Below are 16105 nucleotides of genomic sequence, written 5' to 3'. Positions count from 1 at the left end.
GACGTGGGAGGCAACGGCTCCGGCATGGCTCCGTGCGGGGAAATCAGCGAAGTCTACCAGTATAGAAAGGGGTATGATCAAACGAAGGCACGCGCGCCTCAGTCACCGACAGGACGACGGCCCCGGGAGGCATGGTGGCTGTAGAGCGCGATGCTGGCGGCCACCATGGCGTTGAGCGATTCCACGGCCCCCGTCGTCGGCACGGCCAGCCGTTCGACCGGCAGGTCCGGCGGCAATCCTTGCCCCTCTTCGCCCAGCACCAGCCGCACATCCGCCGGCCAGTCGAAATCCGTCAGGTCGCGGCCGCCCCCGTCCAGCCCGAAGACCGGCCCCGCGATCCCCGTGAGGCCACGCCAGCCCGGCCCGGTCCGCAGGGCCAGCTCGAACTGGGCGTTCGCCGCGGCGCGCAGGCATTTCGGATGGAAGGGGTGGGCCGCCTCCTCCAGCAGGATCAGGGTGCGCACACCGAAGGCGGCGGCGCTGCGCATCAGGGCCCCCAGGTTCGCCGGGTCGCCCAGGGCGCAGACCAGCTCCAGCCCCACGGGCGGAACCGACAGGTCGATCGCCGGCATCGCCGGCACGCTCCCGACCAGGAGCGGAAAGCCGGTGCCGGTGACGTCCAGACGCTCGAACAGGGCGGGCGCCAGCAGCAGCGCCTCGATCCCCGGCGGCAGCGGCAGGGCGTCGAGCTGGTCCGGGTCGGCCGCCAGCACCGTCCCGAACCGGTCCGGGTGGCGTTCCAGCGCCTCCGGCACCGTCTTGCGTCCGGCCAGCAGGAAGCGGCCATGCCGGCGCAGGCCCCGCCGGTCCAGCAGGGAGTCCCAGAGCTTGAAGCCGGGGTTCTGCGGGCTCTCGATCAGGCGGTAGCGGTCGCGGCGCATCTTTCGCTTCCAGGCGGGCACGGATTTCCGGCACCCTGCCGGGAGCGGCGGCGGAAGGCGAGCGGAAATCGCGCCTGTCCCTCTGGCCCCGCCCCGCCCCGGGGATTAATGCCGGCGATCGCGCGTTGGTGGCGCATCAGTTCTTCCGGAGACCGGCGCAGAAATGCCCAGCAGCCCGTTCGAGGCCCAGCTTGCCGACCAGATCGCAGCCCTCAGGCGCTATGCGCTGGTCCTGACCCGGAGCCGGACGGAGGCGGAGGATCTGGTGCAGGACTGCCTCACCAAGGCCTTGTCCAGCGCTGACCAGTGGCAGCCCGGTACGGACCTGCGCGCGTGGCTGTTCCGCATCCTCTACACCTGCCATGTCAGCCTCCTGCGCAAGCAGCAGGTTCGTGCCCGGGCCCAGCAGGGGGAGGTTCCGGAGACCGCCGCCGATCCCGAACAGCCGCGCCGGCTGGAGGTGAAGCGCGTCCTGTCCGCGCTGGACCGGCTGCCGGCGGCGCAGCGGGAGGCGATCATGCTGGTCGCCCTGGAGGACATGAAGTACGAGGACGCGGCGCGCCGCCTGGGCGTCCCGGTCGGAACGCTGATGTCCCGGCTCGCCCGTGGGCGGGAGGCTCTGCGGCGGCTGATGGATGAGGAGGTGCGGCCCCGGCTGCGCCTTGTGGGGGGCAAGTCATGACCGACCAGATCGACGAGATCGACGAGTTCGACCTGCACGCCTACCTTGACGGACAGCTCGAACCCCGGCGGGAAGCTGCCGTCCGCGCCTTCATCGAGGCGAATCCCGCGACGCGGGAGCGGATGCGGGCCTATGCCGAACAGCAGCTCCTGCTGCGCATGTCCCAGGTGGAAGGGGAGACGGAAGGCAGGGCCGTCGCGGCGCTGCCGGTGATGCGTCACCTGCTGGCCCGCTGGCAGCGCTCCCGCCCGCGCGAGCGGGCGCTGCGGGCCGCGGTGGGGCTGCTGCTGTTCGGTGCCGGCTGGATCGCGGCGGAGCTGTCCGACCGCATGCCCGCCCTGATCCTGCCGGCCTATGCGCAGGATGCCCTGGCCGTCCACGAGGCGCTGGGCGCCGCCGACGCGAAGGTCATCGAGACGGCCGGCGTCCGCCAGGAGGAGGTGTCGCGCTGGCTCTCCGCCCGCATGGGGGAGCCGGTGAAGCTTCCCGAGCTGCACCTGATCGGGCTCCGTCTCGTCGGCGCCACGCTGGAGGACGGGGAGCAGGGCATGTCCGGCATGCTGGTCTACGAGGACCGCACCGGCCGTCGGGTCACCCTCGCCATGGTGCCGGAGGAGTCGGCCGGTCCCGACCAGCTCGAACTCAGCGAGGTCCACGGCTATGTCGTCGGCTGCTGGCGGGGCAAGAACTTCGCCTATGCGCTGGTCGCCCGGACCTCGGAGACCCAGGTCGCCCAGATCGCGGCAGCTTTCGGCAGCGCCCGGTAGGGTCCTGCGGCATCCCCGGGGCCGGTGACCGCGGTGCGGTGCGGCACCGATCGGTGGGGGGCTCCGGCCCGCCGCGGCGCTGGCATCCCCCCGCCGGGTCGGTCACCATGTGCAAGCGCCCGATGCTGCGGGCGTCCCTGCATGGAGAGCCGCGAGTGCCCGCACAGCCGCGCTATCTGGAAGACATCGAGCCGGGCCAGACCGTCGAGTTCGGCGACCGTCCGGTGACGGCGGAGGAGATCGTCGCCTTCGCCCGTGACTACGACCCCCAGCCTTTCCACCTGGACGAGGCAGCCGGGGCGCGCACCCATTTCGGCGGGCTGGTCGCCAGCGGCTGGCATACCGCCGCCATGGTGATGCGGATGCTGGTGGACGAGTATCTGCATCCGGAGACCAGCCTCGGCTCCCCCGGTCTGGACGAGCTGCGCTGGCACAGGCCGGTGCGACCGGGGGACCGGCTGCGCGTCCGTGTCACGACGCTGGAGGTGCGGCGGTCGCAGAGCAAACCCTCCATCGGGATCGTCCGCCAGCGGCTGGAAGCCCTGAACCAGGACGGTGAGGTGGTGATGAGCCATGTCGGCATGGGCATGGTGCGCGCGCGGACTCTGCCGGCCGACACGGCAGCCGGCGGGGGCGCCTGATGGCCCGCTCTGCGGCCTGCCCGGCGCCATCCCCCGGGGCATCGGCGGACGTCGCGGACACCGACCTGCCGCTGGTCACCGAGGGGCCGTTCGCGGGCTGGCGGAGCTGGAGCGGGCGCGATCCCTGGGAGACGCTGACCGGCCCCTTCTATTTCCGCCGGGAGGGAGAGGCCGTCCGCTGCGCCTTCCGGGTGGAGGCGAAGCACCTGAACGGGCTGGGCGTAATCCATGGCGGCTGCCTGATGACCTTCGCCGATTTCGCCCTGTTCGCCATTGCCCATCCCCTGATCGGCACCGGGCCGGCGGTGACGGTGTCCCTGCACGGGGACTTCATCGCGGCCGGCCGGGAGGGGGAGCTGGTGGAGGCGACGGGGGAGGTAACCCGCGCCTCGCGCAGCCTCGTCTTCGTGCGGGGCCTGCTGACGGCGGGCGAGCGCACCCTGTTCGGCTTCTCCGGCATCATCCGGCGGCTGTCCGGACCCTGAGATGCCGCCGATCCCGCATGAAGCCCGGGCCGCCGCTGCCGCTCCCCGGCTCGCCGGACCGGCGGACCGCGCCGCCCTGGCCCGCCTGCTGGCGGCGGCCTTCGCCACCGATCCGGTCATGGACTGGTGGGTGCGGGACGGCGCGGCCCGGGCGCAGGCGCTGCACGGCTTCTACGACGCCGAACTTGCCGAGGTGCTGCCGCTCGGCGCCAGCTTCATGGCGGAGGACGCCTCCGCCTGTGCGGTCTGGCTGCCGCCGGACGCGGCTGTCCGGCATTATCCGTTCTGGCGCAAGCTGATGATGGTGCCCCGCTATCTCCGTTTCTGCGGGGTGGCGCGGGCCCGGCGGCTGATCGCACTGGGGGACATGATGGAGCGCAACCATCCCCCCGCGCCGCCGCACTGGTATCTCTATTTCCTGGCAGTCGATCCCGCCCTCAAGGGGCGGGGGCTCGGCTCCGCCATCCTGGCGGCGACGCTCGCCCGGGTGGATGCGGACGGCCTGCCCGCCTATCTGGAGAATTCCTCGCCGGCGAACCTGCGGCTCTACGAGCGGCACGGCTTCCGGCTGGTGAAGCAGGACCGCCCGCTGCCGGGCGCCCCCTGTCAGTGGACCATGTGGCGCGGACCTGCGCCGAAGGAATCCACGCCTGTGGGCTCCTTCGGCGCAGCTTGACCCAGGTCAACGCCCGTGTGCCGTCCGGCGGACGAGGGTGGGCGATGAACAGCCGGAAAGGGAGGATGCGATGGGCTTCAAGGACATCCTGGTGCATGTTCGGCCGCATGCGGTGGACGGTGAGCCCGTGCAGGTCGCCCTGCGTCTTGCCGCGGGGCACGGCGCGCGGCTGACCGGTCTGCTGACACTGCGCGACCTCGCCATGCTGAAGCTGCTCTACCCCTCCAGCGCCGCGATCGTGGAACAGCGCGTGCAGGAGGCGGCCCGGCTGGCCACGGAGGTGGAGGACCGGCTGCGGACCCTGGCCGACAGCGCCGGCGTGGGCTTCGGGTTCCAGGTGGGCGAGGGGGACACGGCGGAACTGCTGGGCCTCGCCGGCCGCTACCATGACCTGGTGGTGATCGGACAGACCGATCCCGGCACGGAGGAACTGGGGATCGACGTGCCGGAGGCGGCCCTGGGGACCTGTGGCCGGCCCGTGCTCGTCGTGCCGCGGCAGGGCACCTTCCCCGTCGTCGGGCGGCATGTGCTGGTGGCCTGGAACGGCTCACGCGAATCCGCCCGGGCCGTGCAGGCGGCGCTGCCCTTCATCGCGCTGGCGGAGCGGATCACGGTGCTGCTGGGCCGCTCCAAGGAGCGCTATCCCAGCATCACCCGGCGCCCGCCGGTGGACATCGCCGTGCATCTCGCCCGCCATGCCGGGCCGGGCTGCGCGCCCGTGGAGGCGGTCCCGCTGGAGGTGCCGGAGGCCGAGGCAGGCGCCGCCATCCTGCGGCAGGCCGCGGCGCGCGGGGCCGATCTCCTGGTCATGGGGGCCTATGGCCGCTCCTGGCTGCGGGAATGGGCGCTGGGGGGCGCTACGCGGCATGTGCTGCGCAATGCGCCCCTGCCCGTCCTGATGGCGCACTGACGCCGCTATCGACGCGCGGCGTCAGCCGCGCGCCAGCCGCGTGCCGACGCGCCAGACATAGAGCAGCAGGATGCCGGCGATCACGGCGGTGGAGACCGGATTGACCACCGCCTCGACCCGCTGGTACTGGTCCTGAAGCAGGTAGCCGGCCCCGGTCAGGACCGTGACCCAGGCCAGCGATCCGGCCGTCGTCAGGGCGAGGAAGGGCAGCAGGCGCATCCGCGCCAGCCCTGCGGGCACGGAGATCAGGGTGCGGACGGCCGGCACCAGTCGGCCGAACAGGACGGCCCGCCAGCCCCGGCGCCGGAACCAGTCGTGTGCCCGCGCCACGTCGCACGGCTCCATCGTCAGCCAGACGCCGTGCCGTTCGACAAGGCGGTCCAGCCGGTCGCGGCCGAAGCGGCGGCCGACCCAGTACCAGGGAAGCGCCCCCAGAACGGACCCCAGCGTGCCGGTCAGCACGACAAGGACCGGGTCCATCTCCCCCCGCGCCGCCAGGAAGCCTGCCAGCGGCATGATCAGTTCGGATGGAATCGGCGGAAACAGGTTCTCCAGGAACATCAGGGCCATGAGGCCCAGATAGCCGGCGGATGTGATGACGTCGAGAATCCAGTCGAACATGAGGGTCCTTCGGACAACCTTTCCGGTACCACGCGGGGCGCGCCGGCACCTCCTGTCCCGCACAATGTAGTGCGGCGGGTGTTGTTCCGCAGCACGAGTCGGCGCAACCCCGGAGACCGCCGGATGCGGACCCGTTCCGAGGGCCCGGTCTCCGGGCCCCGGCGGTCCGGGCACCGTAGCAAAAATGAGGCACCCTCCCGCCATCGATCGTTGCCGACGACAACCGTTGAACGTCGCTATACCCAACGGCCCCGCGATTGCACTATCTTACCGCTTTCCTGGTCGTACCCCCGTACGCCCGCGCGGTTGGCCGGCCGCCCGCGGACAATCCGGCCTGTATCTTGGGAGTCATCACCATGGTCTTGTCGAGGCGTGCGCCCGAGCCGCCGAAGCCGGGCGAGTGGATGGAGGAAGTGAAGCTGCCGAGGCGCCGCCTGCTCGTCCACGCCGTTCATTCACGTCCCGGCCATCCGCCGCATGTCGAATTCCTGGTGGACGGCCGGTCCAGCGACCGGCTGTCGTTGGCCCTGGAGGTCGTGAACGATCCTGAGCGGTTCCGCCGCCTGGGGCCGACCACGCAGAACGCGGCCTGAAGCGGCTGCGGCAGGTCAGTGCCGGCAAGGGGAACGGGGCGCCCGCGGGAAACCGCCGGGCGCCCTTGCCATGTCTGGACACCGGTTTCTGCCAGGACCTGATGCCGGGTCGGGCTTGGCCGCGGCCCGCCCCGTCAGTCCGCCAGCAGACGGGCGGCCGCCGTGGCGACCGCGGCCTCGAAGTGCGGATGCACCGGCCCGGTCGCCGGATCGACCAGCATCAGATTGACCGGCAGGCCGAACTCCTCCACCAGCATGCCCTCGGCATCGCGCCAGTCGGCGCCATGGGCGAACAGGTCGATCAGGTCGCGGGTGCGCGCCAGCAGACTGCGCGTGTCCGACGACCAGGCGAAGACCGGCAGCCCCAGGGCGGCGGCGAAGCCCATCTCGTAGGCCGTGCCGTCGTCGACTGACGGGCCCCGGAACGGGGAGACGTTGGCGATCACCCCCGCACAGCCCCGGATCAGATCCAGGTTGGCGCCCCGGATGCGGGCGGCGAAGGCCGTGAGCGGCTCGTCCTGCCGGCGCACCAGGGCGGCGTCCAGCGGGAAGACTCCCTCAAGCCCGGCGGCGGCGCAGGCCGCGCGCATCGTCTCCGCTGCCGCCAGGGGATCGGGCAGGAAGACGTCCGGCCCGGCGAGATAGACGCGGGGGGCGGCGCTCACGGCTGGACCCCCTTGCCCGAGAGATCCACCTGGAACAGGTCGAAGCCGTTCTCCCCGGGACCGTGGTAGGTCAGGACCGGGCATTCGGCCAGATGCTGCCGGGTGCGGGGCGAGCTGTCGTAGAGCACGGTGACGGGGCTGGCGACCGGCTGGAAGCGGAAGGTCGAATCGGTCTGCGGCTCGACCACGCCCTGGGTGCGGATGTAGTTCAGGATCGCCTCCTGGGCCGTCTCCGGCGCCTGGAAGACGACGGTGCTGCCATCCAGGCCGGGGAAGCTGCCACCGCCGTTGGCGCGGTAGTTGTTGGTGACGACGATGAACTCCTGCGCCTCATCGATCGGCCGACCCTGGAAGGACAGGTCGCGGATGCGGTGCGCGTCGGGCGCTGCCAGCTTGCCGTCGCGGTCGTAACGCGGCGGCTGGGTCAGGTCCACGGCATAGGTCACGCCGTCGATGACGTCGAAATTGTAGCCCGGCACACGCCGGTCCAGGAGCATCTGCGGCTTCGCGTCCGCCGGGTCGATCCGGTTGAAGACGCGGGCCGACATCTCCAGCCACTCGCGCACCTGCGCCCCGGTCACCTTCACCGCGACCAGCATGTTCGGATAGGGATAGATGTCCGCGATGTTGCGGATGGCGATCTCGCCGGCCGGGATGTCGGCGTAGAAGTCGGGGCCGAAGCGCCCGCCCGACTTGAACACCGCCGCGGCGGCCAGGATCGGCAGGCCGGCATGGGGCGTGCCGCGCAGGGCCCGCTCCATGTAGAAGCGTTCCGCCTCGGAGATCAGCTCCAGGCCCGGCGTGTCGCCGACGAAGGCGCAGTAGCTGTGGATCGGGCCGCTGGTGCGGCCGACGGCGCGGCGGACATAGGCCAGCGTGCCCTGGTGGTCGGCCTCCAGAAGGGCCGCCAGTCCGGCGTCGGGCTCGGCGGCGGGGACGTTGCGGCCGTCGCGCCGCTCCGTCAGCGGGCGGGTGGAGCCACGGCCGTCCACCACGGTCCAGCGGCCGTCGCGCTGCGCCAGCGTCAGTTCGATCACGCCGAGCTGGTTGCCGCTGTAGCCGGCCATGACCAGGGGCACGCCGTTCACCGTGCCCTTCGTGATGTCGGCGCCGGGCAGGCCGGCATAGTCCGGTCCGGGGAAGACGCCGTGCGAATGGCCGGTGACGACGGCGTCGATGCCGGGGATCTCCGTCAGGTAGGCGGAGGCCTGCTCCTCCCCGCCGACGCGCGGTGTGCCGGACAGCCCGGCATGGGACAGCGCGATCACGATGTCGGCCCCGGCGGCCCGGACTTCCGGCACCAGCCGGCGGGCGGTGTCCACGATGTCCCGGGTCGTGATCCGGCCGTCCAGCTTGTCGCGGTCCCAGACCATGATCTGCGGCGTCAGCACGCCGATCACGCCGATCCGGACGGTGTGCATCGCGCCGGCCGTGTCGCGGAGCTGACGCTCCAGGATCGTGTAGCCGGGGTAGAGCGGCTTGTCGTTGGCGGGATCGTCGTCACCGTCCACGACGAAGACATTGCCGGCCAGCACCGGGAACGTCGCCGCGGCATAGGTCTGCTTCAGCACGTCCAGGCCGAAATTGAACTCGTGGTTGCCCAGCACGGCCGCGTCGTAGCCGAGATGGTTCAGCGCCACCATGGCCGGGTGCGGCCGGCCGGGGCCGATGCCGCGCTCCCGCACCACCCAGTCGCCCAGGGGCGTGCCCTGGATCAGGTCGCCGTTGTCCAGCAGCAGCGTGTTCGGATTGGCGGCCCGCGCCGCCCGGATCAGCGAGGCGACCCGGACCAGCCCGATCGACGGGTCCGGCCGGTCCGCATAGTAGTCGTAGTCCATCAGCGCCATGTGCAGGTCGGTCGTGGTCAGGACCTGCACTTCGATCCGGTCCTCCGCCCGGGCGGGCAGCAACGGGACGAGGACCAGCGCGGCGAGAAGGGCGAGGCCGGCGAAGGGCCGGCGGCGGCCAAGGGCACGGATCACGGACGATGGCTCCCTGAAGATACAGCCCGAACGGATGAGGAGGCGACCATATACCCCAGGGCCGGTGACGGGTTAAAGCGCATGGGCATGGCAGGGCCGGCGGAAAACGGCCAGCGGTCCGCCGCGACCTGCGCTCCGTCCGCTCAGCGGTCCTTGACGTAGGGGGTGCCCAGCGCCTTCGGCGGGATGGCGCGGCCGACGAAGCCCGCCAGCAGCAGCACCGTCAGCAGGTAGGGCAGCGCCTCGATCAGTTGCACCGGCACCTGCCCGACGCCCGGCAGCGGCACGCCCTGCAACCGCGTCTGCACGGCGTCGGCGGCGGCGAACAGCAGGCAGGCGGCCATGGCCGGGACCGGGCGCCACTTGCCCAGGATCAGCGCCGCCAAGGCCAGGAAGCCCTTGCCGGCGGTCATGTTCTCCTGGAAGGCGGCGCCCTGGGCGGTGGACAGGTAGGCGCCGGCGATGCCGCAGAGCACGCCGGCGATCGCCACCGCCTGATAGCGCAGCCGGGTGACGGAGATGCCGGCCGTGTCCACCGCGGCCGGGTTCTCGCCCACCGCCCGCAGGCGCAGGCCGAACCGCGTCTGGGCGGAGACCCAGGCCGCCAGCGCCACGGCCGCGAAGGCGACATAGGCCAGCAGCGTGTGCCCGCTCACCAGCTCGGCATAGACGGGTCCCAGCAGGGGCACGGGCCGCAGCGTCTCGGCCAGCGGCAGGGTGATCTCCTGGAAGCGGGCGCCGGCCTCCAGCGACGGGGTGCGGCCGCCCAGGCCGAACCAGGCCGAGGCCAGCACCGTGGTCAGTCCCAGCGCGATGGTGTTGATGGCGACGCCGGACACCACCTGCTCCCCCTTCTGGGAGATGCAGGCGAAGCCGTGCAGCAGCGCCAGCAGGACGGACGCGCCGATGGCCGCCCCCAGCCCCAGCCAAGCCGACCCGGTGGCGGCGGCGGCCGCCGCGGCGGCGAAAGCCCCCGCCAGCATCTTGCCCTCAAGGGCCAGATCGACGACGCCGGCCCGTTCCGAAAAATAGCCGGCCATGGCGGCCAGGATCAGCGGCGCGGCAAGGCGCACCGTGCTGTCCAGCAGGGACAGGAGCCAGACCGAATCCATCTCACGCCTCCGCCGTGCGGTCGCCGCGGCGGGCGAACAGCCGGACCAGCGCCGGCCGGAACAGGTGCTCCAGGGCTCCTGCGAACAGGATCACCACGCCCTGGATGACCACCACCAGCTCGGGGCTGATGGACTGGTACTCGAAGGCCAGTTCCGCCCCGCCCTGGTAGAGCGCACCGAACAGGATGGCCGCCGGGATGATGCCGGCCGGATGGGCCCGGCCCATCAGGGCCACGGCGATGCCGGTGAAGCCCATGCCGGCGGGGAAGTTCAGCATCAGCCGGTGCTGCACGCCCTGGATCTCGTTGATCCCCAGCAGGCCGGCCAGCGCGCCGGAGATCAGCATGGCGACGACGACGGTCCGGCGCGGGTCCATCCCGGCATAGTGCGCCGCCTGCTCATTGGCGCCGACCGTGCGCAGGGCGAAGCCCTGCCGGGTGTGCCAGATGAACAGCCAGACCAGCAGGCAGGCCGCCAGGGCCAGGAAGAAGCTCAGGTTCAAGGGCGTGGCGTCGATCTCCAGCCCCAGGGCGCCCAGCATGCCGTGCAGCGTCGGCAGGAACAGCGACGGATCGATCTCCCGGCTCTCCGGCGACATCTGGCCCGGCCGGATCAGCACGTTGACCAGCAGATAGACCATCAGGGCGCTGGCCAGGAAATTGAACATGATCGTCGTGATGACGACATGGCTGCCGCGGTAGGCCTGGAGATAGCCCGGGATGAAGGCCCAGGCGCCCCCGAAGGCCATGGCGGCCAGCACCGTCAACGGCAGCACCGCCCACCAGGGCCAGCCACCCAGGGCAAGGCAGACCAGCCCGACGCCCAGCCCGCCGATATAGGCCTGCCCCTCGCTGCCGATGTTGAACAGCCCGGCATGGAAGGCGACGCTGACGGACAGGCCGGTGAAGATCAGACTCGTCGCGTAGTAGAGCGTGTAGCCGAGGCCGGTGCCGCTGCCGAAGGCGCCGACCAGCATCGTCCACAGGGCCCCCGCCGGGTCCTCCCCGATGGCAAGGATGACCAGCGCCGACACCAGCAGCGCGACGGTGATGTTGATGGCCGGCAGCAGCGCCAGGGAAACCCAGCGCGGCAGCCCGTCGGCCGTGGTCGTGCCCGCGCTCATGCCGTCGCTCCCGCGTCGGACGCGGGGAGGGGGTCGGCGATGCCGGCCATCATGCGGCCGATGCGGCCGTCGCTCGCCTCCGACGGCGCCAGTTCGCCGACGATGCGGCCGTCGCACATCACCAGGATGCGGTCGCTCAGGGCCATGATCTCGTCCAGTTCCGCGGAGACCAGCAGGATCGCCTTGCCGCGGTCGCGCAGGTCCACGAGCTGCCGGTGGATGAAGGCGATCGCCCCGATGTCCACGCCGCGGGTGGGCTGGCCGACCAGCAGCACGTCCGGGTCGCGGGTGATCTCGCGCGCCATCACCAGCTTCTGCTGGTTGCCGCCGGAGAAGAGGGAGGAGCGCAGCCCCGGCTGGCGCGGCCGCACGTCGAAGCGTTCCATCAGGGCGGCGGTGCGCTCCAGTACCCGGCGCCAGTCCAGCCAGGGACCGCGTCCCAGCCCGGCATCGTCCTGATAGCCCAGGATGGCGTTCTGGTAGGCGGGGTAGGGCTTCACCAGGGCCAGCCGCAGCCGGTCCTCGGGGACATGGGCGACACCGCGGCGGCGCACCGCGCCCGGCGTGAGCCCGGCGATCTCCGCTCCCTTCAGGCGGATGCTGCCCTTGGCCGGCGTCGTCATGCCCGCCAGGGCGTGCAGCAGTTCGGACTGGCCGTTGCCGGCCACGCCGGCGATGCCGACGATCTCGCCCGCGCGCAGATCGAAGCCTACGGACTTCAGACGCTCCACCCCGAGGGAGTCCACGACGCTGAGGTCGCGCACCTCCAGCACAGGGGCCCCGGGCGCCGCCGGCGCCTTCTCCAGCGACAGCGAGGCGCGGCGCCCGACCATGGCGTCCGCCAGCTCCTGCTCGTCCGTCCCGGCTGTGGCGAATTCGGCGACCACCTGACCCTGGCGGAGCACCGTCACCTGGTCGGTGACGGCCATGATCTCCTTCAGCTTGTGGGTGATCAGCACGACCGTCCGACCCTGCTCGCGCAGGCGCTCCAGGATGCGGAAGAGCTGCCCCACCTCCGGCGGGGAGAGGACGGCCGTCGGCTCGTCCAGGATCAGCACCTCGGCGCCGCGGTGCAGGGCCTTCAGAATCTCGACACGCTGCTGCACCCCGACCGGCAGGTCCGACACCCGCGCATCCAGGGGCACCTCCAGCCCGAAGCTGCGCTCCAGTTCCTCCACCTCGACGCGGGCGCGTTCGCGCGCCGGACCCAGCCGGGCGCCGCCCTCGGCGCCCAGCAGCAGGTTCTCCAGCACGGTGAAGGTCTCCACCAGCATGAAGTGCTGGTGGACCATGCCGATGCCCAGCCGGATGGCGTCCTGCGGGGTGGCGATGCGGGCCGGTTTCCCGCCGACGCGGATCTCGCCCCCGTCGGCCTGGTAGAAGCCGTACAGGATGCTCATCAGCGTCGATTTGCCGGCGCCGTTCTCACCCACCAGCCCGTGGATGCTGCCCGGCGCGAAGCGGATGGTCACGTCCCGGTTGGCGTGGACGGGGCCGAAACGCTTGTCGATGCCCAGCAGTTCGACGGCGAAGGAGACGGAGTCGGAACGGGTGGCGTCCGGAGTGGGGGCTGGACGGGTCACGGAGCGCGCGGGCTCAGTACTTGCAGCCGTCGGTGTCGCTGTAGTTAGCGACGGCGCGGGTGCCTGCCTTGATCTCCTGCGCCGCCGCCTCGACGCGCGCCTTCATCTCGGGCGTGATGAGGTCCTTGTTGTTCTCGTCATAGGCCCAGGTGACGCCGTCATCCTTCAGGCCCAGATACTGCAACCCCGGCTTCCAGGTGCCGTCCTGCGCCGTCTTGAAGGCGTTGTAGGCGGCCACGTCCACCCGCTTGACCATGGAGGTCAGGACGCTGCCGGGGAACAGGTGGTTCTGGTTGCTGTCCACGCCGATGGAGAACCGGCCCGCATCCGCCGCCGCCTGGAGCACGCCCATGCCGGTCTGCCCGGCGGCGGCGAAGACGACGTCGGCCCCGCGGTCGAACTGGCTCTTGGCCAGCTCGCTGCCGCGGGTCGGGTCCGACCACGCGGCGGGGGTGGAGCCGGCCATGTTCACCAGCAGGGTGGCCTGCGGATTGACCGCCTTCACCCCCTGCTCGTAGCCGCAGGAGAAGCGCCGGATCAGGGGAATGTCCATGCCGCCGACGAACCCGACCGTGCCGGTCTTGCTCGCCATCGCGGCCAGCATGCCGACGAGGTAGGAGCCCTCGTGCTCGGCGAACATGATCGACTGCACGTTCGGCAGATCGACCACGTTGTCGATCAGGGTGAAGCGGGCCTTGGGGAATTCCTTGGCGATCTTCTCGACCGCCGGCGCCATCGAGAATCCGACCGCGACGACGACGTCCGTTCCGCGCTGGGCCAGCCGGCGCAGGAACTGCTCCCGCTGCGCTTCGTTCGTCACCTCGAAGAAGCGGAAGTTGATGCCGGTTTCGGCCTTGAACCGCTCGGCGCCGTCATTGGCGCCTTCGTTGAAGGACTTGTCGAACCGGCCGCCCATGTCGAACACGATGGCCGGTTCGAAGGCCGCGGCCGGCCCCGCCATCGCCGCACAGAGCACAAGGACGGCCGCGAAGGCGGCGCGCAACAGCGTCTTCATCAGGCTGAACCCGCAGGATACAACAATTCCGAGATGGAGCCACGGAACCTAACGGCTTCGCCCGTCCTCGGCAAGGTCGGGCGCGCGTCCTGCCGACCATCCCGGCTCCGGACAGGAGCGGGCGGCTGCCCCGCGGTCCGCCGCCGCGCTGTCATACGATTGTAAGATGAGGTCGCTATAAGCCGCAGGTGCGGCGGAATCGCCTGTCCGGTCAGCGGGATGGCCGGCGCCGTTGTCCCTTCGGACGGCCCCCCGATATCTGCCGGACGCCTCAGCCCCACCGGAGTACCCTGCCATGACCGCCCCCTTCACGCACCTTTCCGCGGACGAGTTCGAGGACCGCGCGGACCTCCCGTCCAGCCCGGACACGACGCCGACCTTCGGCGAGGTGCTCCAGCGGCGGTTCGGCCGGCGCGAACTGCTGCGCGGCGCGCTCGCCAGCACGGCGCTGGCGGCGCTGCCGCTGTCGCTGCTGCTGCCGGCATCGCGGGCGGCGGCAGCGCAGGACGCGGCGGCCCGCGCCGTCGATGCGGAGAGCCGGTTCCCCTTCGAGGAGCTGGCGCGCGGCGTCGACGAGACCCACCACGTCGCCAAGGGCTATCAGGCCAAGGTGCTGCTGCGCTGGGGCGATCCCCTGCTGCCGGGCGCGCCCGAGTTCGATCCCTATGCGCAGACGGCGGAGAAGCAGCTCGGGCAGTTCGGCTACAACAACGACTTCGTGGGCTATCTGCCGCTGCCGCTGGGCAGCCGGTCGAGCGACCACGGCCTGCTCTGGGTGAACCACGAATACACCAACACCGAGGTGATGTTCCCCGGCCTGATCCCGGCAGGCATGGACCGCATCCCGCAGGACAAGGCCGCCCAGCTCATCACCCGGGAGATCGCCGAGGTCGAGATGGCCGCCCACGGCGGCAGCATCGTGGAACTCAAGCGCGGTGCCGACGGCAACTGGGCCTACGTGAAGGGCAGCCCGTACAACCGCCGCCTCTCGCCGCTCGCCACCGAGATGGCGTTCACCGGCCCCGCCGCCGGCCATGAGCGGATGCGGACCAGCGCCGATCCGACCGGCACCCGCGTCATCGGCATGCTGAACAACTGCGCCGGCGGCGTCACGCCCTGGGGCACGTTCCTGACCTGCGAAGAGAATTTCGACGGCTACTTCATCGGGACCATCGACCAGTCGCACCCCGAGCAGCGCAACTACGACCGCTATACGGTGCCGGGCAGCCGCTACCTCTGGGGCCTGCACCACCCGCGCTTCGACGTGAACAAGGAACCGAACGAGGCCAACCGCTTCGGCTGGGTGGTCGAGGTCGATCCCTACGACCCCACCTCGACTCCGCGCAAGCACACGGCCCTGGGCCGTGCCAAGCACGAGGGGGCGGGCGTCGTCGTCAACAAGGACGGCCGCGTCGTCGTCTACATGGGCGACGACCAGGTGTTCGAGCACATCTACCGCTTCGTCAGCCGCAACCGCTTCGATCCCGACGACCGGGCGAAGAACATGACGCTGCTGGAGGACGGCACGCTCTATGTCGCCCGTTTCAACGCCGACAGCACGCTCACCTGGCTGCCGCTGATCCAGGGACAGGGGCCGCTGACGCCGGAGAACGGCTTCCGGACGCAGGCCGACGTCTCCATCAACACCCGCCACGCCGCCACCCTGGTCGGGGCCACCCGCATGGACCGGCCCGAGGACATCGAGGTCAATCACAGGACCCAGAAGGTCTATGCGATGCTGACCAACAACAGCGACCGCCGCCCGGCCCGCCCGGAGCATCCGTCGATCACCCATGTGGATGCGGCCAATCCCCGAGTCGGCAATCTCTGGGGCCACATCGTCGAGATGTCGGCTCCGGACGACGACCACACGGCGGAGACGTTCCGCTGGACGATGCTGCTCCAGGCCGGCAACCCGGGCGACCCCAAGGTGAAGGCGACCTTCAATCCCGCGACCACGGAGAACGGCTGGTTCGCCTGCCCGGACAACTGCGTGGTGGACGGCCAGGGCCGCCTCTGGGTCGCCACCGACCAGGGCAATTCCTGGCCGACCTCCAGCGGGTCGGCCGACGGGCTCTGGGCGGTGGAGACGGAAGGCCCCCTGCGCGGCACGGCCAAGGCGTTCTTCCGCTGCCCCATCGGCGCGGAGATGTGCGGTCCCTTCTTCACGCCCGACGACACGGCGCTGTTCCTGGCCGTGCAGCATCCCGGCGTGGACGGTGTGTCGCAGGTCGTCGCCACCGGCGAGCGGGCGACCTTCGAGCATCCGGGCACCCGCTGGCCGGACTTCGACGAGAAAGTGCCCCCGCGTCCCTCGGTGGTGGTAATCACCAAGGACGGCGGGGGGCCGATCGGCTCCTGACGCCCAT

16 protein-coding genes are annotated in these 16105 nt (G+C 71.2%); 8 read left to right on the top strand and 8 right to left on the bottom strand.

Going from position 1 to position 16105, the window contains the following annotated elements:
* Positions 1 to 98 precede the first annotated feature (98 nt).
* Positions 99 to 881 carry a TrmH family RNA methyltransferase gene (locus ACFQPS_RS19435; RefSeq protein WP_377360920.1) on the bottom strand — a complete coding sequence of 261 codons (783 nt, stop codon included), beginning with the start codon at positions 879 to 881 and terminating at the stop codon, positions 99 to 101.
* Between the two features lie 163 nt (positions 882 to 1044).
* On the opposite strand from ACFQPS_RS19435, the gene ACFQPS_RS19430 reads away from it, so the two are divergent.
* The 6 genes from ACFQPS_RS19430 to ACFQPS_RS19405 all read left to right on the top strand — a co-directional run bounded on the left by ACFQPS_RS19430 (position 1045) and on the right by ACFQPS_RS19405 (position 5042).
* Positions 1045 to 1563, top strand: coding sequence for a sigma-70 family RNA polymerase sigma factor (locus ACFQPS_RS19430; RefSeq protein ID WP_377360918.1), 519 nt, complete (start codon positions 1045 to 1047; stop codon positions 1561 to 1563).
* Positions 1560 to 2330 carry an anti-sigma factor family protein gene (locus tag ACFQPS_RS19425; RefSeq protein ID WP_377360916.1) on the top strand — a complete coding sequence of 257 codons (771 nt, stop codon included), beginning with the start codon at positions 1560 to 1562 and terminating at the stop codon, positions 2328 to 2330. The genes ACFQPS_RS19430 and ACFQPS_RS19425 overlap by 4 nt, the downstream gene beginning before the upstream one ends.
* Positions 2331 to 2485: 155 nt before the next feature.
* On the top strand, positions 2486 to 2971 hold the full coding sequence (locus tag ACFQPS_RS19420) for a MaoC family dehydratase (protein WP_377360914.1): 486 nt from the start codon (positions 2486 to 2488) through the stop codon (positions 2969 to 2971).
* A complete protein-coding gene (locus tag ACFQPS_RS19415) occupies positions 2971 to 3456 on the top strand; it encodes a PaaI family thioesterase (RefSeq protein ID WP_377360913.1) in 486 nt (161 codons plus the stop codon). The genes ACFQPS_RS19420 and ACFQPS_RS19415 overlap by 1 nt, the downstream gene beginning before the upstream one ends.
* Position 3457: 1 nt before the next feature.
* The gene (locus ACFQPS_RS19410; RefSeq protein ID WP_377360911.1) at positions 3458 to 4132 is read left to right on the top strand and encodes a GNAT family N-acetyltransferase; all 675 of its coding nucleotides are present in this window, start codon (positions 3458 to 3460) and stop codon (positions 4130 to 4132) included.
* Positions 4133 to 4202: 70 nt separating this feature from the next.
* Positions 4203 to 5042 carry a universal stress protein gene (locus ACFQPS_RS19405; RefSeq protein ID WP_377360910.1) on the top strand — a complete coding sequence of 280 codons (840 nt, stop codon included), beginning with the start codon at positions 4203 to 4205 and terminating at the stop codon, positions 5040 to 5042.
* A gap of 21 nt (positions 5043 to 5063) precedes the next feature.
* On the opposite strand, the gene ACFQPS_RS19400 is transcribed toward ACFQPS_RS19405, so the two are convergent.
* Positions 5064 to 5663, bottom strand: coding sequence for a DedA family protein (locus ACFQPS_RS19400; protein ID WP_377360908.1), 600 nt, complete (start codon positions 5661 to 5663; stop codon positions 5064 to 5066).
* 356 nt (positions 5664 to 6019) lie between these two features.
* On the opposite strand from ACFQPS_RS19400, the gene ACFQPS_RS19395 reads away from it, so the two are divergent.
* A complete protein-coding gene (locus ACFQPS_RS19395; RefSeq protein ID WP_377360907.1) occupies positions 6020 to 6256 on the top strand; it encodes a hypothetical protein in 237 nt (78 codons plus the stop codon).
* 134 nt (positions 6257 to 6390) lie between these two features.
* On the opposite strand, the gene ACFQPS_RS19390 is transcribed toward ACFQPS_RS19395, so the two are convergent.
* The 6 genes from ACFQPS_RS19390 to ACFQPS_RS19365 form a co-directional block, all read right to left on the bottom strand.
* Positions 6391 to 6921, bottom strand: coding sequence for a nucleoside 2-deoxyribosyltransferase (locus ACFQPS_RS19390; protein WP_377360905.1), 531 nt, complete (start codon positions 6919 to 6921; stop codon positions 6391 to 6393).
* Positions 6918 to 8903 carry a bifunctional 2',3'-cyclic-nucleotide 2'-phosphodiesterase/3'-nucleotidase gene (locus ACFQPS_RS19385; RefSeq protein WP_377360904.1) on the bottom strand — a complete coding sequence of 662 codons (1986 nt, stop codon included), beginning with the start codon at positions 8901 to 8903 and terminating at the stop codon, positions 6918 to 6920. Before ACFQPS_RS19385 ends, ACFQPS_RS19390 begins: the two co-directional genes overlap by 4 nt.
* 143 nt (positions 8904 to 9046) lie before the next feature.
* Positions 9047 to 10015: an ABC transporter permease gene (locus ACFQPS_RS19380; protein WP_377360903.1), complete on the bottom strand. Its 969-nt coding sequence runs from the start codon at positions 10013 to 10015 to the stop codon at positions 9047 to 9049.
* Position 10016: 1 nt separating this feature from the next.
* A complete protein-coding gene (locus ACFQPS_RS19375) occupies positions 10017 to 11138 on the bottom strand; it encodes an ABC transporter permease (protein WP_377360901.1) in 1122 nt (373 codons plus the stop codon).
* Positions 11135 to 12721, bottom strand: a complete 1587-nt coding sequence (locus ACFQPS_RS19370) for an ABC transporter ATP-binding protein (protein WP_377360899.1) — start codon at positions 12719 to 12721, stop codon at positions 11135 to 11137. Before ACFQPS_RS19370 ends, ACFQPS_RS19375 begins: the two co-directional genes overlap by 4 nt.
* 13 nt (positions 12722 to 12734) lie before the next feature.
* Entirely contained in the window at positions 12735 to 13736 is a 1002-nt protein-coding gene (locus ACFQPS_RS19365; RefSeq protein WP_377360898.1) for a BMP family lipoprotein, read from the bottom strand.
* Between the two features lie 295 nt (positions 13737 to 14031).
* Between ACFQPS_RS19365 and ACFQPS_RS19360 the strand changes: the two genes are divergently transcribed.
* Positions 14032 to 16098 carry a PhoX family protein gene (locus ACFQPS_RS19360; RefSeq protein WP_377360896.1) on the top strand — a complete coding sequence of 689 codons (2067 nt, stop codon included), beginning with the start codon at positions 14032 to 14034 and terminating at the stop codon, positions 16096 to 16098.
* Positions 16099 to 16105 lie beyond the last annotated feature (7 nt).

This window comes from Rhodocista pekingensis (assembly GCF_042665545.1).
In the GTDB taxonomy this organism is placed as follows: Bacteria; Pseudomonadota; Alphaproteobacteria; order Azospirillales; family Azospirillaceae; genus Rhodocista; species Rhodocista pekingensis.
The sequence above is the reverse complement of the archived record's forward strand: the minus strand, read 5'-3'. Positions and strand labels throughout refer to the sequence as shown.